Here is a 21,967-nt window from a genome sequence, read left to right on the forward strand (position 1 = left end):
AAAGCAGACGTTGTTTCTTTTGAATAATCTATATTTTTGCAGTCTTTTCAACGACTGCACTCGTAATAAAGCGTTCAGCGCTAACCAGGAATGGGACTTTTCAATTTTTTAACCAGCGACATTGCCATTGATTTAGGTACGGCCAACACCTTAATCATTCACAAGGATCGGATTGTTGTCGATGAACCGTCCATCATTGCTATGGATAAAGTGACTGGCAAAGTGCTGGCGATTGGTCATAAAGCCATGCAGATGCATGAAAAGACCAATGAAAACATTAAGACAATTCGTCCCCTGAAAGATGGGGTGATTGCTGACTTTACCGCTGCCGAGCTCATGATTCGGGGTCTTATCAAGATGATTGATACGGGCAGCAAGCTTTTCTCGCCGTCGCACCGTATGGTAATCTGTATTCCATCGGGTATTACGGAAGTAGAGAAGCGGGCCGTAAAGGATTCCGCCGAACATGCCGGTGCGAAAGAAGTGTACATGGTTCATGAGCCTATTGCGGCCGCTATCGGTATCGGTATCGATATCACGCAGCCGAACGGTACAATGATCGTTGATATCGGTGGAGGTACGACAGAAATCGCCGTTATTGCCCTGTCAGGTATTGTCTGCGAGCAGTCGATCCGGATTGCGGGTGACGTATTTACCCGTGATATCGTTGACTACATGCGCCGGGAGCATAACCTGCTGATCGGCGAGCGCTCGGCAGAGCAGATCAAAATGGAAGTTGGTTCGGCGCTACCCGAATTGGACAATCCACCAGCCGACTACGAAATTCGCGGTCGTGATTTGATGACCGGTATTCCAAAGGAAATCAAGGTAACGTACAGCGAAATTGCCTACTCACTCGATAAGTCAATCTCGAAGATCGAAGAGGCTACCATGAAAGCCCTGGAAATTTCGCCACCAGAGCTATCGGCTGATATTTACACCAACGGCATTCACCTGACCGGCGGTGGAGCGTTACTGCACGGACTGGATAAACGGCTAGGTGCTAAAACCAAGTTGCCTATTCACGTAGCCGATGATCCCCTCAAAGCCGTTGTAAAAGGTACCGGCGAGGTGATCAAAAATCTGGATATGTACAAATCCGTATTGATTAGCTAATTAGGATCAGGGAATAAACTGGACGGCTACGTCCGGGTGAACTAGCTGCGTTGGCTAATCATCCGAACGTAGCCGTCCGGTCTAACAGCCCACCCACTATATGGGAGAGTTAGTCGACTTTTTCCTGCGGAGCCGTAACTTCATTCTGTTTGTGTTGCTGGAAGTGTTGTGTTTTTACTTCATCATCAACACCAGTAACTATTGGAGCGCTACGTACTTTAATACCGCCAATCGATATTCGGCGCAAATTCTGGCGTGGTCGAATACAGTGAATACGTACGTTCAACTGCGGCAGGTTAATGCAGATCTGGCGGCAGAGAACCAGCGGCTCAATATGCGGCTAACTCAGCTGTTGCAAAGTAAGCCGGCGGCTCCAGAACAGTACAAAGCAGACTCTGCTTTTGCCGACCGCTTTAAGTTTACGGTCGCTAAAGTGGTGAACAATACCACTCAGTTCGCTAACAACTACATCACGATTGATAAGGGGACTGATGACGGTATTCGTCCCGGTATGGGCGTTATTTCGCCGACGGGTATTGTTGGCCGGGTTAAAATCAGCAATCGCCACTTTTCGGTCATTACGTCCATTTTACACTCTGAATACTTGGTCTCTTCGCAATTAGTAAAAGCGGAAGAAATTGGAACGGCCAAATGGGATGGTGTTGATCCGCATCTGATTAAGCTGAACGACATTTCGCTCACAAAGCCGGTTCATAAAGGTGATTCCGTCGTGACTTCTGCGCGGAACTCGACGTTTCCACCTGGTATTCTGATTGGCCGTGTCCGGACAGTTGGTGAGCAACCCAACCGGGTATTCCACGATATAACGCTTGATCTGGCTACTAACTTCAGCAGTTTGGCGTTCGTGTACGTCATTGAAAATCGTCTGCAGGACGAGCAGAAGAAAATAGAGCAACAAGTCAATACTGAGAAATGACGCTGCGCGAAATCTTAACAACTTTATTCTTATTCGTGCTGTATCTGGCGCTGCAGATCTTGATAGCTCGTAATCTTGTTCTGTTCGACTACGCGTTCTGCTTTGTCTACATCGCCTGTATTTTGCTGTTGCCTACGGAAATCAGTCTGACATGGACGTTGTTGATCGCGTTTGCTACGGGCGTGATTGTGGACATTTTTTACAATACGTTGGGAATGCACGCTGCGGCTACGGTCTTGATGGCTTATTTCCGGCCGTTGATCGTTCAGTCACAGATTGACGTACCGGGCATGGAATCCCGGCTTGAGTTCTCGTTGCAAGGCCTGGGAGTGGCTACCTTCTTTCGTTACGTCCTGATTCTGGCACTAATTCACCATTCCGCGCTGTTTTTCATTGAAGCTAGCAGCTTGTCATTGCTGCTGCCGACGCTGATCCGAATAGGCGCTAGTGCATTGTTTACGACGATCAGCATCGTTTTGATTCAATTTTTTACCCGTAATTAACGATGGCTGAAACGCTCATTCTACCGCAAACTACCGATCGGAGCGTGGTTTACGAAAGTCTCGTTCCACAGATTGATGCTCTTATCGACGGCGAACCGGATCTGACGGCTAATCTGGCCAATGTAGCAGCCGCACTCAAAGAAGCTTTCGGTTTCTTTTGGGTCGGCTTTTACGTAAAGAAAGGAAACCAGCTCGTCTTGGGACCGTTTCAAGGCCCTATCGCCTGTACTCGAATTAATTTTGATAAGGGCGTTTGCGGGGCTGCTTATTCGCGTCAGGAAACAATCCTGGTGCCTGATGTAGAGCAGTTTCCCGGACATATCGCCTGTAGTTCGTCATCCAAATCCGAAGTAGTTGTTCCGGTATTCGATCAGGCTGGAGACGTGGCGATGGTGCTTGACGTTGACAGCGACCAGCTTAATGATTTTAGCGACGCTGACGCTAAGGGGCTGGAACAGATAGCGGCTCTGCTAACAAGATCGATATAAAGAAAATCAGATTGCAACTAAAAATGAATCGCCCAACCGTCAAGCAGTTGGGCGATTCATTTTTACAAGAAAAAAGCATCCGGTAAACAACCAAATGCTTTTTTAACCACACTATTAACCCTTCAGCGTGTTAGCGTGAAGTTTTTGTGCTTTTTTTCTTGGCGTCAGTAGCGGTCTGCGCTTCTTTCTGGCTAACGACTTCACCTTTCAGATAGAGAACAGCCTGGCTAGAAGCAGCATTGCTGGTTACTGTTACCGTTTTAGTGAATTGACCTGGAGCTGCTGCGTTGAACGTAGCCGAGATCTGACCGCTTTTGCCTGGCATGATTGGCTCGCGGCTGAAGCTAGGCTTAGTACAACCACAAGAAGCTTGCGCATCGTTAATGATTACAGGATCCGAACCCGTGTTTTTGAAGTCAAATACGTGGGTTACTGGCTTGCCTTGCTCGATTTTGCCGAAATCATGCGTTTCCTGAGCGAACTTCATCACTCCTTTTTGTGCATAGCTAACTGCAACAAATACAAAAAAGGCTACGAAAAGCGAAAAGATCTTTTTCATTATACTAAGGAATTATTATTGGGTTGATTAAAAATTTCCTTCCTTTCAACGTTTGTCTAGCAAACAGTTTGCCAACTAATTGCGATTTCTCAACGACTCAACAAAGAAACTCAAAAATTCGTTTTTTTGAAAGCTGCCTTGTTTTACCGTACTTTTACTTTTACTTGGAATTGGTCTTAAGCCAATTTGATGGGAAATAAATTATTGCACGCTCTCAAACCGTAGCTCCGTTGTGATAGCAAACGAACAACTCCGCTCGACCGATATTCTGACTCGCGAAAATATACTTTGGGATTATCAAATGGCTTGCGAAAGCCGACAGGCTAGTCTCCTTGGTAGGCGCGATGTTATGGGCGGACGGGCCAAGTTCGGAATTTTTGGGGACGGCAAGGAACTGGCACAGTTAGCGGCAGCCCGTGCTTTCAGACGGGGAGATTTCCGGTCGGGTTATTATCGGGATCAGACATTTGTTGCGGCTTTGGGGGAACTGTCCTGGCAGGAATTCTTTGCGCAGTTATACGCTCACACTGACGTTGAGGCCGAGCCAAATACGGCTGGTCGGTCTATGAATGGTCACTACGCTACCCGATGGCTGGATGAACAGGGCTTGTGGCGTAATCAGACGGAACTCTTTAATTCAGTTTGTGACATTTCGCCAACGGCGGGACAAATTCCTCGTTCGGTCGGGCTGGCGTATGCTTCCAAGTTATACCGGGAGAATCCAGCCTTGCATGGCATGACTAATTTTTCCCGGAACGGCAATGAAATTACGTTCGGAACGATTGGTGATGCGTCAACCTCGCAGGGTATGTTCTGGGAAACCATGAATGCGGCCGGGGTGCTACAGGTTCCGTTGCTCATGTCAGTCTGGGATGATGGCTACGGCATTTCGGTACCGGTTGAATACCAGACAACGAAGGGTAGTATTTCTAAAGCAATGGCTGGTTTTCAGCGGGACGCTGATGAAAAAGGATTTGAGATTCTGACCGTAAAAGGTTGGGACTACGTAGCATTGCTGGAAACGTATCAGCTGGCTGCCCGGATTTGTCGGGAAGAGCATGTTCCGGTGTTGGTACACGTACAGGAGTTGACGCAGCCACAAGGGCATTCAACTTCTGGCTCGCACGAACGCTATAAATCCAAAGATCGGCTGGCCTGGGAAGCAGAACACGATTGTAACCGTACCTTCCGGCAATGGATTTTAGAGAACGGCTACGCGACAAACGAGGAGCTAGAAACTATCGAGTCTGAAGCAAAGCAAACGACTAAGGAGGCACGAGCGCAGGCATTGTCAGCCTATCAGCAGTCGATGCAGAGTGATTTCAACGAAGTACTTGATTTGCTTCAGCAGGCTGCTCGACACAATTCAAAATCAGCCGAGTTGATGGCGATCCGGGAGGAGTTGCGCAAAAGCTTCTCGCCCCAGCGTCGGGAAGCTACATCGGCTGTTCGAAAGGCACTGCGCGTTTTACGGAGCGATACGGGAGCGGCCCGCCAGAATCTGCGTGACTGGCTGGAGCGTACTAACACCGAAAACAGCGAACGATACAGCTCGCATCTGTATAGCCAATCGCCCGAATCGCCGATGTTGATTCAGGGGGTTCCGGCTCAGTATTCGGAAGAAAGCCCGACCATCGACGGCTATCAGATTATGCAACGCTATTTTGATAGCCTGTTTGGTCGCGATGCCCGCGTGGTGGCACTGGGCGAAGACGTAGGGCAGATTGGTGATGTGAACCAGGGTTTTGCCGGTTTGCAGGAAAAATACGGCGAGATACGTATTACGGATACGGGCATTCGCGAAACGAGCATTGTCGGACAGGGAATCGGTATGGCGATGCGGGGTCTGCGCCCTATCGTTGAAATTCAGTACTTCGATTATGTTTATTACGCATTAGCCACCTTAACCGACGATTTGGCTTCGCTGCATTATCGTACGAAAGGCGGCCAGAAGGCACCGTTAATCATCCGCACGAGAGGGCACCGTTTAGAAGGAATCTGGCACTCCGGCTCCCCACTGGGCGCTATGTTGCACAGTCTGCGTGGTATTCATGTTCTGGTACCACGTAACATGACCCAGGCCGCCGGTTTCTACAATACGCTTATTCAGGGCGATGATCCAGCACTATTGATTGAGTCGCTGAATGGGTATCGGTTGAAAGAAAAATTGCCAGATAACCTGACTGAATTCTGCCTGTCGTTGGGCGTACCAGACGTATTGCGGCCCGGTACGGACGTAACAGTAGTTACCTACGGCTCCATGTGCCGAATTGTAATGGAAGCCGCGCAGCAGCTATCAAGTATGGGGATCAGCATTGAAGTGATGGACGTGCAGACGTTACTACCCTTTGATGTGCATCACCTAATTCTTGAGTCGGTAAAAAAGACGAACCGAATTGTGTTTGCCGATGAGGACGTGCCCGGCGGTGCGTCGGCATTCATGATGCAGGAAGTTCTCGAATGCCAGAACGCGTATCAGTACCTGGATTCGGCACCCAGAACGATATCGGCCAAGGCCCATCGTCCACCGTACGGCTCTGATGGGGATTATTTCTCAAAACCAAGCGTTGATGACGTAATCGAGCTGGTTTATGAGTTGATGAACGAAGCTGAACCAGACCGGTTTCCTGAACTATAGCGAAAGAGTGAAAGAGCGAAATAGCGAAATCGGACCACAAAAGCGGAGCGAGATAGCTACTTTTTCATTCTTTCGCTCTTTCGCCCTTTCGCTCTTTAGTAATGTCTTACTTTGACGATATAAAATCTGGGATTCGGACGACAGTCAAAGGTCTCAGTTTAACATTGCGGCACATACGTAATGCAACGAAGCGCCGGACCCCCGAGGGCATCGCCAGCGATAATTACTTCGATCTGCAAAACGGTCTTGTTACGCTTCAATACCCGCACGAGCAGTTGCCTATTCCGGACAATGGTCGCTACAGGCTTCGGAATGAAATCGAGGACTGCATTGTCTGCGATAAGTGCGCTAAGGTTTGCCCGGTGGACTGTATCACGATCGATGCTATCAAGGCAACCGAAGAGGTAGGTCGCGCATCGGATGGCTCTCCCATTCGGCTGTATGCCGCCACCTTCGACATCGACATGGCCAAGTGTTGCTACTGTGGCTTGTGTACGGCCGTTTGCCCGACGGAGTGCCTGACGATGGACAAGAAATTTGATTACAGTGAGTTTGATTTAGGTAAATTAACGTACCAGTTCGCCGAGTTGACGCCCGCCGAGGCCGACGAAAAACGTGCGCTTTATGAGCAGTTCGTTCGGGAGAAGGAAGAAGCCAAGGCGGCCGCCAAAGCAATTGCCACTCCGGCCGAAGCCAAAAGTCCTGCACCGGCCAAACCGAAACCAGCGTTCCGTCCGACAGCCAAACCTGCTGCTTCAGCAACGCCACCGGTCGAGTCAATCGACTCCGGTGAAGGTGCGGCCAAACACCCATTAACCGATGCGACGCCAGCCGAGATGGAGCAGATTGCGCAGGGAGGACTGGAAGTCGAGAAGCATCCAACGTTTGAAGCTACTGACAAATCCGCTACGCAGGATATTATCCGGGATGAGGTAACGGAAAAAACTGAATCCGCTGAAGAGGCTCCGAAACTAAAACCAGCGTTCCGACCCAGCATGAAGCCGCCTAAGCCGACTTCAACTGAAGCGACTGCATCAGAAACGCCAGCGGAGCCAGCTAAACCGAAGCCTGCCTTCCGCCCGTCAATGAAACCGCCGGGCAAACCTGTTGAACCTACGCATGAGGTTAGTGCTGATAGTACGAATGAGGCACCAAAGCCGAAGCCTGCTTTCAGGCCAACGATGAAACCCCCGGGAAAAGCAGCTGACTCGGTTACACCGGCGCCCTCTGTTTCAGAATCAGTAAGTGATGAAACCGCGCAGCCAGCGGTTGAGGCTTTAAAAACTAAACCGGCGTTTCGGCCAACGATGAAGCCTGCCAAAGATGCTGAACCAGCGGGTGCTGAGCCAACAAACAAAACGTCTTCCCCTGTGCCGGATGAATCGCCGAAACCGAAACCCGCTTTTCGCCCAACGATGAAACCGGCCCCGGTAACTGCGTCCGAAAAAAATACGGAAGAGAGCGCTGCACCACTTGGGGCTGATAAACCAAAACCGGCTTTCCATCCGACGATGAAACCGTCAAAGCCAGCTGGGTCTACAGAGCCGACTGCATCAGCGGAATCAATACATGAAGCATCTGAGACTAGCCCGGTTGAGCCACCGAAGTCTAAACCGGCGTTTCGACCAACGATGAAACCTAGGTCTGCTCCGCCTTCTCCACCTTCCGATGAGACATCGGTATAATCTGTTACGTCAGTGATTCAACTTGCTTTTTACGGGTTTGCTATCCTCATCATCGGCAGCGCATTAGCCGTCCTGCTGACGAAGAACGTATTATACGCAGCCTTCTTTTTGCTTCTGACCTTATTTGGCGTAGCGGGCCTGTTCGTCCTAGCGAGTGCGGACTTTCTGGCGATCGCTCAGTTGATGATTTACGTAGGTGGCGTACTGGTGCTGGTTGTTTTTGGCGTGATGCTAACTCACAAGCCCGAACCGCCCGGCGACACTAATAGCCAGGTTCCTAATACCGTACCAAGTTTAAATCGCAGTTGGGTAGTAGCCCTGTTGGTGTCAGGAAGCCTTTTCGCGGCTTTGTATACGTTACTGTTACGGGCTAATTTTCTGATTTTTGAGCAGCCGATCGGATGGCAAAGTACCATTACGACGATCGGTAAGCAGCTCATGACCGAGTCGGTTCTGCCGTTCGAATTGATCGGAATACTGTTACTGGCAGCGTTGGTTGGCGCTACGTATCTGGCCGCCCCAGTCCTTAATCAAAAGAAAAATGCAGGCCATTAATAGTCATTTGTTTTTACTGGTTGGGGCCGCGTTGTTTAGTATCGGCCTGGCCATTGTCCTACTTAAGCGACACGCTATTGTTGTGTTGATGGGGATCGAGCTAATGCTTAATGCCGTCAATATTAACCTGGTTGCCTTCAGTCAATACGATTCGGATCGGTTGCAGGGGCAGATGCTGGCCCTGTTCGTAATGGTTGTGGCGGCTGCTGAATCAGCCGTGGCGCTGGCAATCGTGTTGCAGGTGTACCGCCATTTCCGAACAGTACAGTTAGACAAGCTCAATGAATTGAAACAGTAATGGAATCTCAGTTTGAGACAATCATAGATGGTATTCTAAGTGCGGGCTACGGCATAACCGATCACTTTCTGACTGCTGCTGAGGTAAATGCCCTCGCCAGTCGCTTGCAGGATCGCCGGGCGGCCGGTACATTCAAGTCCGCGGGAATTGGCAATCAACAGGCTACCGTTGAGCGACAGATCCGGGGGGACGAAATTCTATGGCTTGATGAAGCCGCCAGCACGCCCGAAGAAGCCGCCTTTTTGGAACGAATTGGCCAGTTTGTCGACTATGTCAACCGAACCTGTTATTTGGGGTTACGGGATTATGAATTTCATTACGCGCTCTACCCGCCGGGTACGTTCTACAAACGGCATCTCGATCAATTTCGTAGCGATTCGCGTCGGAAACTGTCCGTGATCTGCTACTTAAACGTCGACTGGAAAGAAAACGACGGCGGTCAGCTCGCTCTCTACCTGCCTGACGAAGCCGGAAATGAACAAACTATTACGGTCGAACCAATGGGCGGGCGGCTGGTCTGTTTCGAAAGTGGTCGGCTTGAACATGAGGTTTTGCCTGCCACCCGCGAACGATTGAGCGTGACGGGCTGGCTGAAAACAAGTTGAGTTGGTTTGTTTCCCCAGTCATCAATCTGGATATTTGCGGCCATAATCGCCTGCCTGCCTAATGTCTCACTCATTCCTCGTTACCATATTGTTACTGCTGCCATTCGCCGGTTTTCTGACCGTAGCGAGTGTCAGCCGTCAATTGGCAGGCAGATTGGCTGTAGCTTTCACGGGAGTTGGGCTGCTGTTATCTATACTGGCTGTCAGCTCAATGCCAGCGCAGGCTGAAACCTTCTCGATTACCTGGGCGCAGATGCCGCAGGTACCCATCCATTTTAGTCTCCGACTAGATACGCTGACAGCGTTAATGCTGCTGCTGGTGCATTTTATTGCCCTGCTGGTACAGCTTTACTCCATTGACTATCTCCACGACGAACCTAAATTAACCCGTTATTTTTCTAGTCTTCAACTCTTTGTGGGTGCCATGCTGGGCATTGTACTGGCGGGAAATCTGCTGGTGCTTTACGCTTTCTGGGAACTGGTGGGGCTGGCCTCGTACTTATTGATCGGTTTTTATTCAGATCGCCCGGCTGCCGGGCAAGCCGCTAAGAAAGCGTTTTTGATGAACCGGGTAGGGGATATTGGCTTTCTGCTGGGTATCTTTCTGACCTATTATTACTACGATACGTTCGAGCTGAGTATTCTGCTGGACGGCGACTTAGTGACGGCCCCCGCTACGGTTATCGGGCTCTGTCTGTTTATGGGATGCGTGGGTAAATCGGCGCAATTCCCGTTGCTGACCTGGTTGCCCGACGCGATGGAAGGCCCCACGCCGGTATCAGCGCTGCTCCACGCAGCGACCATGGTAGCGGCTGGTATCTTCCTGTTGGCTCGTATCCAACCGCTACTATCGCCTGACGCCTTGATTGTTATTACGGTTATTGGCACCATCACAACGCTTTGGGGGGGCTACTCCGCCATATTCCAGACGGACATTAAGAAGGTACTGGCCTTCTCGACTGTTTCGCAACTAGGCATGATGGTGGCGGGGATGGGCACGGGAAGTGTCAGCGAAGCGCTGTTTCACTTGCTGACTCACGCATTCTTCAAGGCTGGGTTATTTCTAAGCGCCGGTTCTATAATCCACGCTGTTCATACGCAGGACATGCGCCAGATGGGCGGCCTCCGTCGGGTGATGCCAATGACGTTTGTCGGTTACACGATCTGTGCCGCGGCTTTATCTGGTGTGCCGCTGCTATCGGGTTTTCTTTCGAAAGAAGCCTTGATTGGGGGGGTATTTACCTGGGCCGGGCAGCAACCTGGCTCAATGGCGTACGGAATACCAATCTTATTATTGGTGTCGTCAGGTATGACCGCTTTGTACATGACACGGCAATGGCAGCTCATTTTCTTCGGCAATTATCGGAATGAGTCCGTATCCATTGAACAGCTCCACGAACCGAGCTGGCTCATGCGGGGGCCAGTGCTACTGCTGGCGCTCCTGTCCGTCGCGTTCTGGTTTTCGCTTAACCCGGTTTCCGCACACGGCAGTTGGTTTCTGCATCTTTTCCCCGCAACTGAATCGGCAGAGTACATCTGGCTGGCTCCGGTGTCCATTGCGCTGGTACTAATAGGCGGTTGGGTTGGTTTCCAGATGAAAAAGGCAGATACCAGTCGGCTGGCGGTGCGTTTGTCGATTGAATATGGTTTCCTGGATAGTCTGTATAAAGACGCCATTACTAACCCATCGCTCCGCTTTGCGCACTGGCTCAACAAAACAGATCAGAAAGTAATTGACGGAGTGGTCAATGGTTCTGGCGTAACTACTGTTGTACTTGCTCACCTGGCTAACGGCTTCGATCGGTTTGGGGTAGATGGCCTGGTAAACGGAGCAGCCTGGTTAGCTGGCCAGTTGGGGAAGCTGACCAGGTCGGTGCAAAACGGGCTAGTTCAATCTTACATCACAGCCGCAGTAGTAGGTCTGCTACTGATGTTGTGGTGGCTTTTGTAATTTAATGACGACAGAATGCTTCTTACGCTACTTATATTTTTACCGCTACTGGGTGCCTTGTTGGTAGCGTTACTGCCCGACAGGCAAAGCAGCAGTTTCAAGTGGATTGCATTGAGCGTTACGTTCGTTGAGTTAGTACTGGCGGCTTTTGTTTATGTAGCGTTTGATACCAGCGTAGCCGATTACCAATTATTGGTGCAGGCTGACTGGATTACGTTGCCACTGGGTAGTCTGGGGATTATCTCTATCGATTATCTACTTGGAATCGATGGTATGAGTTTACCGCTGGTGCTGCTATCAGCTGTCGTTATGCTTATCGGCGTCGTGTCTTCCTGGAATATGACCCAGAAGCTGAAGGCCTACTACTCTCTCTATCTGCTCCTGACGGGAACGATCATGGGCTGCTTCGTCGCGCTGGATTTTTTTCTGTTCTTCCTCTTCTTTGAGTTCATGCTCCTGCCGATGTATTTCCTGATCGGGCTCTGGGGTGGACCACGTCGGGAATATGCCTCGATTAAATTTTTCCTGTATACGCTGTTAGGATCGCTGCTGATTCTGCTCGTTATGATCGGGTTGTCCCTTTCCGTGATCGATCCTATTAGTACAGCCGTGCAGGCAGGATTAGTCCCGGATGGCACGCTGGTAACAGGTGACGTAATTCGAATGCTACAGGGGCAATTACAAAGTAGCCAGCTCGAGTTGTCGCAGGTGGTGCACACGTTTGACATGCGCCACCTGGCCGATGGGAATAACTACCTGCCCACGGCCTTTCTCCACCCCGCGTCGGAGCTAGTTCTGTTCGGAATGCCCGTTCGGATGGTCGCCTTCTGGTCTATCTTCCTGGGGTTCGCGATAAAACTGCCGATCGTGCCTGTTCATACCTGGCTGCCGGATGCGCACGTCGAAGCGCCAACACCCGTATCGGTGGTGCTGGCGGGCGTTCTACTGAAGATCGGTGGCTACGGCTTTCTGCGAATCGTATGGAATTTCTTCCCGGATGGAGGTATGGTATATGCCCTTCCATTAGCTGGCTTGGGCGCTCTGTCGATTGTATATGGCGGCTTGAATGCCCTGGCACAGAACGACGTAAAGAAGATGATCGCCTACTCGTCGGTGTCGCATATGGGCTTTGTTCTGCTGGGGGTTGCTTCTCTGACGGGCGAAGGCATCAACGGAGCCATCTATCAGATGGTTAGCCACGGGGTTCTATCGGCAATGCTATTCCTGATCGTTGGGGTACTGTACGACCGTACGCACGACCGACGTATCGATTCTTACCGAGGCTTACTGCACGTAATGCCGCAATACACCATCCTGACCGCCATTGCTTTCTTTGGTTCGCTGGGACTGCCCGGGTTCTCCGGTTTCGTCGGCGAATTATTTACGTTGATGGGCAGTTTCCAGTCCAGCTATTTACCTGGTTGGTTGACCGCCGTTTCCGCAATAGGCTTGCTCCTGGCTGCCGCTTATTTTCTCTGGACCTTACAGCGTATGTTCTTCGGAACGACCTGGGTACGGCCCGTTGAGGAACGTAAATTTACCATGGCGGTGCTGCATGATCTGACGGCTCGGGAGAAGCTACTATTGATCCCGCTGGGGCTGATAGCGTTGCTGATTGGGCTGTTCCCCAACCTCGTTTTCAACCTGACAAACGCGTCCGTTGGCCAGTGGATGTTGAAGTTCGTTGCTGAATAACGCTTCATCCGTTCGGTACTGATTTTTTAATTTGTTAATTCAGCTATCGACGCGCTGAAAACCTAGTACCTTTGCCCTCAGTTTGTTATCAAATTGTCAAAAAACACGATTATGTCTGCCACGCTCGACACAGTGAGTTTGTTAGCCGACCGAATTAACGCGCTGGAAGAGTCGTCAACCCTGGCGATGACCAAAAAAGCCCGTGAACTGGCTGCGCAGGGTCATAAAGTAATTAGTCTGAGTGTCGGGGAGCCTGATTTCAAGACGCCCCAACACATCTGCGAAGCCGCCAAAAAGGCGATCGATGATGGATTTCATGGTTATTCGCCGGTGGCAGGCTACCCCGATCTGCGCAAGGCCATTGCCGATAAATTCAAGCGGGACAACAATATTGACTGGAAGCCCGAAAATATCGTTGTCTCGACGGGGGCTAAGCACTCACTGGCGAACGTCATTCAGGTACTGGTAAATCCAGGCGACGAAGTGGTGATCTTCTCGCCTTACTGGGTGAGCTACTCCGAAATGGTGAAGCTGGCCGAAGGTAAGGCGGTTGTGGTTGATGGCTCATTTGAGAACAACTTCAAAGTGACGCCGGAGCAGTTCGAAGCCGCTATTACGGACCGGACGAAGATCGTGATGTATGCGTCGCCTAACAACCCAACTGGTTCGATCTACTCAGAAGCAGAACTGCGGGCTATTGCCGACGTAGTCGCTCGCCACGAGAACGTCTACGTTCTGGCTGACGAAATTTACGAATACATCAACTTTACGCCCGAAGGTCATTTCAGTATCGGCTCGATTCCGGAGATCGCGGAGCGCGTCATTACGGTAAATGGCGTTGCGAAGGGCTTTGCCATGACCGGTTGGCGGATCGGCTACATTGGCGCAGCTAAATGGATTGCCGAAGGAGTCGAAAAGCTACAGGGTCAGATTACGTCCGGTACGAACTCGATTGCGCAGAAAGCAACCGTGGCCGCGCTGAATGGACCACTGGAACCGTCGAAAGAAATGACGAAAGCGTATCAGCGTCGCCGGGATCTGGTGGTTGGCCTGCTGAAAGAGGTACCTAACTTCCGCGTGAACGTACCGGAAGGTGCTTTCTACGCGTTCCCGGATATTAGCTATTATTACGGTAAATCAGACGGTACGACAGCGATCAACAACTCCGACGATTTTGCGTCCTGGCTCCTCAATACGGCTTATGTATCGACGGTTGCCGGATCGGGCTTCGGAGCACCAAACTGTCTACGTATTTCAACAGCCGCAGCTGACGAACTGCTCGTCGAAGCGGTTCAGCGGATTAAGGATGCCGTCGCTACGTTGAAATAAGTACAAAGGATAAATTAAGACGGGAGGACAGGCCGAAAAGAAGTGTACACTTCTTTTCGGCCTGTCCTCCCGTCTTAATTGGTAATAGTCTTCAGAAGGAAAAACGGACTTTCTGGACGATTTGCGTGGGACGGAGCACGTAAGCCGATTCAATGTACGAAAAGGACGTAATTGAGACTGTGGTGAGCGTCGACGTATTCCACACGTTAAGCCAGCTGGTTTCCAGGTCTATCTTTTTTCCGGGTAACGCCCAGCGAAATAGGATATTCGTAAAGAAGTTGCGGTTGGTGCTTGTGCTGAGTTGATTAACGTAATACTCGTTTTCGATGCTCAGCGAGCTGTGCTTGGCAGGATAAGCGTTGAGCTTAAGCTGGTGCTTCTGCTGAGTAGTCGTTTGCGTGCTGCTTTCGGATAGATTCACCTTGTACAACGAAAGCTGATACGTATAACTTAGGTCAGCCCACTTGCCCGCGTTAGTAGCGACACTCAGGCCAGGGGAAAGGCTTTGATTGGTCAGGTTAACCAGGGAACCGTTGATAATCTGTGCGTTGGTCGTGGTGAGCCAGTTCAGCCGGGCTGAAATATTGGTTTTTAGCTCCGGTAGGTACTTACCCAGCTGGCCATCAACGGATTGAACAGACGCATAATTGATCTGGTTGATGGCCGAGTAGTCTACAGCGCCCTGCTCATTAATCCGCGAGCGGTAAAGCAAATTGAGCTGGGAAAGGCTGTACTGGTAGGAGAGGCTACCGAACAGCGAGGTGATCGGGTTACGGTAGTTCAGGCCAACCGAGCCCAACACAGTTTGCCGATTTTGTAGGGGTACATCCCGGCGTTGTAGCGTTCGGTAGGTGCGTAGCAGGTAGCCGTAATGAACGTCGTCGATTTCGCCGAAACGGTTTCGATATTGGAATGTACTATGAATCTCCCAAAATTGGGTCAGATTATTATGGGCCGTTAACCGCGGTTCCAGGACGAGTCGTTCTAATCGCTGGCCTTTATTGGCGAGTGGGTCGCTGAGCAGGAATCGGTAGTAGTTGAGCGGAGAGTCTAGCTCCAGTCGCCAGGCGTTTCTGCGGTACTGGGTCTTGAGCCTGAGATAGCCGTTGAGACTAAACCAGTTTAAATTGTTGCTGAAGTTGTTAGCCAACAGGCGGGACGTACTAGTATCGTCGATCTGAATTGTGCTGTTCAGCGTTTGTTGCTCAACGGTTACGCCTAGCTGCGGGAGCAGTGTAAACTGACGCCATTGCCGGGTTAGACTGAGCGAATTGTCTGTTTCAAACGAAGTCGCCAGTACCTGCTGTCGGATTTGAGCGTTTGGTATGTCTTCGTCCAGCAGATTGGTTAGTTGGCTCGGTTTGACTATCAGCGATTGCGGAGTACGACTGATCCGGGTAGCCGAACGGAGCGTAATAAGTTGTTTCCCGACGTGGAGAATGTCCTCGAACTGATTACTGATCCAGAAGAAAGGGTTACTGACCCGCTGACTGCCCAGGACATCGTTCAACGTAACAGCGCCCTGTTGTTGATCCCAGTTGCCTTTTGCCGACAACTCGTTTTTAAGGTATTTCTTCGGACTATTTTTCTGAATGGTTAGCCGGGCTTCGAGCGAATGAAAAAAAAGCCGGTTGTACTGATCCTCCCGTATCCTGATGGTGTCTTCCGGTGTGAAATAGGTGGTGTTGGTGTACCCCCGCTGCTGCTGGTAGTCGTTCAGATAGGCTACGTTCCAGCGCAGGTCGACATCGTTAGCCATCTTTTTCAAGTGGTTAAGTGTACCCAGGTGAGTGTTGTTATTCAGCCAGCGGGTTTCGTCAAAAAGGGGGGTAGCGAGGGGCTGAAGCGAAACCCAGTCCTTTTTCTGGTCATCGTTTTGCTTCGGGTTAAGCACCGTTCCCGGTGAAAAGCTACGCAACTGCTGAGCGACGTTGTTACCTGTGTTGTTGGTCTGGTATGAACCAATGAACTGATTCCGGCGGGTGAACAGCATGGGCGTTACGTTGGCATCCCATAACAACGGCGCAGCGCCCCCGCCCACCTGGGCTGTACCCGTCACGGTGACGTTATTTTTGAGGCTGATGTTCAGAGCCGCCCGATCAGAAAAAACCAGGCTGTCGAGCATACGAATAGGCTGATGATTTTCGATGACCTGTACCTTCACCACGGACTCGATGGGTAGGTTGTCGTTGGCCAGCCGGTATTTGTTGTCCAGCAGGTCCATCCCTTCGATGTAATATTTGTTGATGGGCTTACCCTGATAAAGGATACGCCCGTCGGCTTCCATTTCGATTCCGGGTAACTTTCTGATCACGTCGGCAATGACCCGGTCGGTCTTGCTCTTAAAAGCATCCACGGCGTAGGATAATGTATCGCTCTGTTTGGTAACGGGGGGGACTTTCACCCGCACTTCTTTCAGGGCGATGGGTTGAGCAACCAGACTAAACGACAGTGTTTGGGTGCGGTTGGGCAGGCGCTTTTCCTGCACGGCCCAGCCTAGGCCAACAACCCGGATGCGCAGGGAATCCTGACTGGACTTCGCGGGGATAGAAAACCGGCCGTCTGGGTCTGTGATACCAAAAGCAACGATGGCCGTACCCGTAGGGGGATGCAGTGTGACACTAATACCGGGTAGGGGGGCGTGTGTCGCATCGGTTACCCGGCCCGAAAAAACCGCCTGCGCCGACGCCTGACAGGTCGCGACGCAGCAAACAAGCCACAAAAGAAGACGCGGCAGGACAGATAGCACCGTTAGTAAAGAGGTTAACTAAGAAGATTATTTTAACTCCAGCGGGTTGTTGTCCCAGCTCCGGTCCAACGACCGCGTAGCTGACGAACCGTCCCGTTGAAACGAACTCAAGTCAATACCGCTCGTCCGCTTGATCTGACCAACTGGATCTTTTCGCATGTCTTCGCGCATAGTAAAGGCTTGCTGACGAGAGATCGCTACCGGCTCTCTTTTTCGGTAGGTAGGTGCTTCGGTGAGTTTGCCCGTGTAAGGGCCAAACTGGTCAAGTGTAAAGACGTAATGGTTGCGGCTGTCGCTGAGTTTGACGATCAGGCCCGGTAAGCCGCTAAATACGTAGGGGCCGTCGGAGATTGGAATATCGGGTGCAAACCAGGCATTGTAAGTACGGCCGGCATAGGTCGTTGTGGCTTTTGTGCAGGCAAAGCCAGCAATGGAATCCTGTTCCGCACTGAGTTGCCACTGTAATTCGTTGGGGAGCGTTATGACAAAAGGCTGTATACCTAAGGTCTCATACAGCTTACTTGTTTTCTGACCATACTCCTTGTGTATGTATTGCCTGAACCGGGTGCGAAATCGGTTTCGGCTATCAAGCAAATCCGTCTCTGGAATGACCCCGTTCTTGACCAGTACGCTGACGGAGTCGCTTTTTAATGCGTTTTCGGATCCGTAGAAGGACCACTCGTTCGGTTTGATAAAGAGCACAAATCGCTCGCTGTCAATACGTTTGAGGTTAGTCGAGTCGGGTTTGTAGGTAAGCTGGTATTGAACCCGGTAGGCAGTTGGCTCCTGCTGGAAAAAGCCGCTGCTGAGGAGCAGGGCGAACAGAAAAATCATAAAGAGGAACGGCTAATAAGACGTATTGGTGTGCAATTAATGGGTCAATATAAAAGGGAACGAGTGTCCATTGCGCTCGTTCCCTCGATTTTTTAACAATAATTAATCAACAAAAGTCAGTTAGTTCAGTAACTGACTTTTTAGCAGACACCCGACTCGGGGCGTGTTTGGCTGGAATAACAGCTGTTTATTCGTTACCTCAGACTATTTTCTCAGATAAGCTAAATCAAGGCGGGGACCAATTTTGCGCATGCGTTATTACCGATTTGACTACCGTAAAGCGTGCTACGTTAGTCGTTGAGTTTACTTTCGCCCAATGGGGACAACGGCTTTTAGGCTGACGTTGCGTCCCATATTATACACCCCCTGCCGACCAGTGGCCTCGTTGACACCAAAATACTTTAGACGGTTCTGGTGGCTTTGATACGCTACGTCAAAGACATTTTGTACCGTCAGGTACAGCGAAAACAACGTCCGGCCTGAATTATTCGTGATGTCCGTTCCTCCGCCCAAGTTAACTAGTGTGTAGGCTGGCGTCGTGGTTTCGGTGCCATAAGCCAGCAGTGCCTGATTCTGGGCTGAATTATGTTCTACTTCCAGCAACGCGTATAGATTACGCCAGTGATTACCCGCTTCGGCGCGAGTCAACTTCAGCTGGCTGATCACACGGGGTGGCGGCAGGAAGGGCAGGTATTTTGTCGAGTCGCTCGTAGACGATAGGTTGCGCGACCGAACCAGCGAGTAGGAGGTTGTGAAATGAAACCACGGAGCGGAACGAGGATTGATGCTGAGTTGGCCCTCGCCCCCGAACAGAACGGCATTGCCTTGCACGTATCGATACGTTAGGATAGGACGGCTAGGATCGACAATTGAGTCGCGGCCAAAGCGGTCGGTCACTTTCTCCGAATAGGTGTAGTTGTTTATTCGGTTCTGGAACAGACTTATCGTGACCGATACGTCGGGTGTTTCGTAATTGATGCCCAGATCACCCTGCCAGGACGTTTCTGAACGCAGACTCGGGCTACCGATCTCGTAACGAAACGTACCCGCGTGTTCCCCGTTGGCTGATAGCTCGGGCGTAGCGGGCGCCCGGAACCCCCGGCCCAGATTAGCTTTCACCGTCCAGCGGTTAGACAGGTTATACGTAGCGCCCAGGCTAGCTGTCGGGTTCGAATAGGTTTTATTCAGCCCCCCAAACCGAAACTGGCCTCCAGCAATGGGCGTTTCGCTAAAATTTCCTTCACTGTCGGCATACAGCCGATTAATTCGCATCTGGCGGATGTCCATACGGATACCCCCGTTGAGCGTTAGGCGATCGGTTTTCTTCTGCCCGAACAGGAATAATCCATTGTCCCAGGAGCGGTAACCAGGGTAGAGGACCTGTAAACCTTTATTTTGATTATACTGCCACAACCCATTTCCACCAATGGTGAAATCCCAGCCGTTCCGACCACCGAAATAGTATTTCAGGTCGTAGAAAACGTTTTGCAGGTAAAAATAAAGCGCAGGTTGATCCGTCAGCGTACTGGCAAACTCCTGCCGTCGGTTCTGGCTGTAGCTCACAATAGCCGACAGGTTACCACTACCAACTTTGGCGAACGTGTTCCAGGAAACTTTCATGTTATTCAAGTTCTGGTAGTTCGCCAGATCGATTTGGCGGCTTCGTAAATCGGCGTTGGTAACAGGAGCTAGTGCCTCTGAATCAGCAGCAACCTGAACGAGTTTTAAAAAGCGCCCGTTGGGAGCCCGCTCACCCGTGACGATGTTGATGTCCTGGTGCCAGTTCGAGAAGTAAAGCTGTGAGTAACCCCACTTCCGGTTTATGCCCACGGTCCCGTTAATGTCGTACTCGCGGTACGCTGAACCGTACACCCGCCCATCGTAGCGATTCTGATAATTGCCGGCGCTTTTTCCACTCAGCCGTAACCGGGCGAAAACACCAGACTTGCTGGTGCCTTCAACCATTGCCGAGAGACCCATCATGCCATTATTACTCTGATAATTCGCCAGGATTTGCCCCCGCGTTACGCCCGCTTCGGGCGGCCGGGCTGAAATCAAACTCATAACGCCCCCCAAGCCATCGGAGCCATAAAGCAAGCTTCCTGAACCTTTGATAATTTCGTAGCGCTCAATGGAATATTCGTCGACCTGAAGCGCATGTTCTTCGCCCCACTGGTTGTCTTCCTGCCGCACCCCGTCGTGAACCGTAATGACTCGGTTGAAGCCAAGTCCCCGGATAACAGGTTTGGATAAACCCACGCCCGTCGTGATTTGCGACATGCCCGGCAGTTTTCCAACGGCATCGACCAGGTTAGTTGAACTGGTTTGCAGCCATTGAATTTTGTTGTACGTCATGATCGGAACCGGACTGTCTTTTACCGTCGACCCCGTCGTCAGTCCCGTAACAACAACTTCATTTAACTGAGTCGATTCCGGAGCAAGTTGAAAGTCGGTGGTCATACCAGCCGTCGTAAATTGAATAGTGTGATTTATCGTTTTGTAGCCAACGAATAACACCTGAACCCGGTGTGGACCCACTGGTATGTCTGCAACGCGAAAGCGGCCCAGCGAATCGGTTAAATCACCTTTTTTGAGGTCAGCAATGTAAATCGTAACCCCGATCAGAGGTTCGTTCGTCGATTTATCCACAACCTGACCGGTAAACAGCGATTGAGCTGTGGATAAAAAAGGAATAAATAAGAAAGCAAGAAGTAGTCGGATCATACAAAGCTGGGTAACAGTTGATAAAAATCAGTTATGAGCCACACGCAAACGCATACAGCTAGACCAATACGCATTGGCTAGCTGATATGTAGCTGTGGGAAAACCAGAATTAAATCAACTGCACCGGCGGACCGCGATGCTGAAAGGCAAGATGAGGTAACGAAATAACAAACCGTACCTGAATAGAAAGAATACGGCTTAACAGGATAACTACGGCAAGGATAGTTACCCATAAGAAGGCACCCGGGCTCTCGTAGAGGGCATTCGTGAACGCATCAAGCCGGACCAGTTCATCCAGGCTGTGCGTATGGTCAGGAAAGCGGGTACCAGAGGAATTTTTGTACGGGTGTGCGTGGCACACAATCGTTCCGTCGGATAGTCGGTGCGCGTGGCGAAAGATAATCCCGTTGGCAAGTATCGCGAGATACAGGCCAAATAGTAGACGGGCAATCCCAAACCGATATGCACTAATGCGAAACAACAAACAGAGAAACAGAAGGAATTTTTGTAAAAGTATCGAAAACCATGAATTCTTCTTCTAAGAGTCGGTATTTAGTGCCCCTTTATAGAAAAAAGAGAGGCTATGGCTGGTATTACGTTATTGGCTAGCCTTGTATGGAGAGGCAAGACTACTTATTCCGGAGTTTTGGATAGGGTGTTATTTCACAAAGCGTTACGTTACTGAATGGTAAACAAAAAGATCGGTACCCGAGTAATCAGGCACCGATCATCAGGTGAGGGGTTTCTATTAGAAGCTTTGCTCGTCGGCGCTTGGGCCATAACTGCCCGGAATAGGTATGTCAAGCAGGCGCAGATAAACGCCCATTTGTGCCCGGTGGTGAACGATCTGGCTAAACGACATACGGATCATCTCGCCCGTGGACGAAACGCTCAATACCTGGTCGCCATGACGTAACGTCCACGTAGGGAGCAAATCAGCGTCGGTGGCTTCCGCCAAAGCGGCCTGACCCTTGGCTTGAGATTCGGCTAGAAACGTTAGTAACGTTGCTGTATCATTAACGACTGCTGGCTCATACGGAGTCACCGCGAAATCAAGTCCATCAGTTGTCAGCGCCAGTTGCGTCCAGGCAGGCAAGTCCGCAATGTGCGTAGCCAATTGCCGAATCGTCATACTTTTGGGATGAGGCTGCCAGTCGTATTTATCGTCAGGAATACGTTCCAGCATCTTCCGCGTGGTGATGGCTTCCTGATCAAATTCTTTCTGGAGTAACGGAACGATAATCGACATGAGGTGCTGTTGTTTTGTTTGAAACAAAGTAACAGCCGCCTAGTGACAGCCC

General features: G+C 50.7%; 18 protein-coding genes. 12 read left to right on the top strand and 6 right to left on the bottom strand.

The genetic code is table 11. The features are described from left to right. Positions 1-90 precede the first annotated feature (90 nt). From ACYVAD_RS13670 to ACYVAD_RS13685, 4 genes are all read left to right on the top strand, one after another. On the top strand, positions 91-1,116 hold the full coding sequence (locus ACYVAD_RS13670) for a rod shape-determining protein (protein ID WP_176564948.1): 1,026 nt from the start codon (positions 91-93) through the stop codon (positions 1,114-1,116). Positions 1,117-1,216: 100 nt separating this feature from the next. Further along, entirely contained in the window at positions 1,217-2,053 is an 837-nt protein-coding gene (mreC, locus tag ACYVAD_RS13675) for a rod shape-determining protein MreC (RefSeq protein ID WP_461140061.1), read from the top strand. After that, positions 2,050-2,556 (top strand): hypothetical protein, encoded by a 507-nt coding sequence (locus ACYVAD_RS13680; protein WP_461140062.1) that lies wholly within the window; start codon positions 2,050-2,052, stop codon positions 2,554-2,556. Before mreC ends, ACYVAD_RS13680 begins: the two co-directional genes overlap by 4 nt. Before the next feature lie 2 nt (positions 2,557-2,558). Further along, the gene (locus ACYVAD_RS13685; RefSeq protein ID WP_461140063.1) at positions 2,559-3,044 is read left to right on the top strand and encodes a GAF domain-containing protein; all 486 of its coding nucleotides are present in this window, start codon (positions 2,559-2,561) and stop codon (positions 3,042-3,044) included. Between the two features lie 130 nt (positions 3,045-3,174). On the opposite strand, the gene ACYVAD_RS13690 is transcribed toward ACYVAD_RS13685, so the two are convergent. After that, positions 3,175-3,603, bottom strand: a complete 429-nt coding sequence (locus ACYVAD_RS13690; RefSeq protein ID WP_461140064.1) for a DUF1573 domain-containing protein — start codon at positions 3,601-3,603, stop codon at positions 3,175-3,177. A 232-nt stretch (positions 3,604-3,835) separates the two neighbouring features. Between ACYVAD_RS13690 and ACYVAD_RS13695 the strand changes: the two genes are divergently transcribed. The 8 genes from ACYVAD_RS13695 to ACYVAD_RS13730 all read left to right on the top strand — a co-directional run bounded on the left by ACYVAD_RS13695 (position 3,836) and on the right by ACYVAD_RS13730 (position 14,359). Next, entirely contained in the window at positions 3,836-6,241 is a 2,406-nt protein-coding gene (locus ACYVAD_RS13695) for an alpha-ketoacid dehydrogenase subunit alpha/beta (protein ID WP_461140065.1), read from the top strand. A gap of 101 nt (positions 6,242-6,342) precedes the next feature. Further along, positions 6,343-7,926: a 4Fe-4S dicluster domain-containing protein gene (locus tag ACYVAD_RS13700; protein ID WP_461140066.1), complete on the top strand. Its 1,584-nt coding sequence runs from the start codon at positions 6,343-6,345 to the stop codon at positions 7,924-7,926. A gap of 12 nt (positions 7,927-7,938) precedes the next feature. Beyond that, the gene (locus tag ACYVAD_RS13705; RefSeq protein ID WP_461140067.1) at positions 7,939-8,481 is read left to right on the top strand and encodes an NADH-quinone oxidoreductase subunit J family protein; all 543 of its coding nucleotides are present in this window, start codon (positions 7,939-7,941) and stop codon (positions 8,479-8,481) included. Beyond that, entirely contained in the window at positions 8,468-8,779 is a 312-nt protein-coding gene (gene nuoK / locus ACYVAD_RS13710) for an NADH-quinone oxidoreductase subunit NuoK (protein WP_461140068.1), read from the top strand. The genes ACYVAD_RS13705 and nuoK overlap by 14 nt, the downstream gene beginning before the upstream one ends. After that, entirely contained in the window at positions 8,779-9,384 is a 606-nt protein-coding gene (locus ACYVAD_RS13715) for a 2OG-Fe(II) oxygenase (protein ID WP_461140069.1), read from the top strand. The genes nuoK and ACYVAD_RS13715 overlap by 1 nt, the downstream gene beginning before the upstream one ends. Positions 9,385-9,445: 61 nt before the next feature. Continuing rightward, complete coding sequence (locus ACYVAD_RS13720; protein WP_461140070.1) at positions 9,446-11,335, top strand: NADH-quinone oxidoreductase subunit 5 family protein; 1,890 nt, start codon at positions 9,446-9,448, stop codon at positions 11,333-11,335. Between the two features lie 15 nt (positions 11,336-11,350). Further along, positions 11,351-13,030: a complex I subunit 4 family protein gene (locus ACYVAD_RS13725; protein WP_461140071.1), complete on the top strand. Its 1,680-nt coding sequence runs from the start codon at positions 11,351-11,353 to the stop codon at positions 13,028-13,030. Positions 13,031-13,141: 111 nt separating this feature from the next. After that, positions 13,142-14,359: a pyridoxal phosphate-dependent aminotransferase gene (locus ACYVAD_RS13730; RefSeq protein WP_461140072.1), complete on the top strand. Its 1,218-nt coding sequence runs from the start codon at positions 13,142-13,144 to the stop codon at positions 14,357-14,359. Between the two features lie 91 nt (positions 14,360-14,450). Here ACYVAD_RS13730 and ACYVAD_RS13735 read toward each other — a convergent pair whose 3' ends face one another. From ACYVAD_RS13735 to ACYVAD_RS13755, 5 genes are all read right to left on the bottom strand, one after another. Next, positions 14,451-17,108, bottom strand: a complete 2,658-nt coding sequence (locus ACYVAD_RS13735; protein ID WP_461140073.1) for a carboxypeptidase-like regulatory domain-containing protein — start codon at positions 17,106-17,108, stop codon at positions 14,451-14,453. Between the two features lie 27 nt (positions 17,109-17,135). Then, on the bottom strand, positions 17,136-17,942 hold the full coding sequence (locus ACYVAD_RS13740) for a GLPGLI family protein (RefSeq protein WP_461140074.1): 807 nt from the start codon (positions 17,940-17,942) through the stop codon (positions 17,136-17,138). A gap of 303 nt (positions 17,943-18,245) precedes the next feature. Beyond that, a complete protein-coding gene (locus ACYVAD_RS13745; protein ID WP_461140075.1) occupies positions 18,246-20,666 on the bottom strand; it encodes a TonB-dependent receptor in 2,421 nt (806 codons plus the stop codon). 109 nt (positions 20,667-20,775) lie between these two features. Beyond that, positions 20,776-21,150: a hypothetical protein gene (locus ACYVAD_RS13750; RefSeq protein WP_461140076.1), complete on the bottom strand. Its 375-nt coding sequence runs from the start codon at positions 21,148-21,150 to the stop codon at positions 20,776-20,778. A gap of 264 nt (positions 21,151-21,414) precedes the next feature. Next, entirely contained in the window at positions 21,415-21,915 is a 501-nt protein-coding gene (locus tag ACYVAD_RS13755; RefSeq protein WP_461140077.1) for a DinB family protein, read from the bottom strand. Positions 21,916-21,967: the final 52 nt, after the last annotated feature.

The organism is Spirosoma pomorum, from assembly GCF_054776615.1.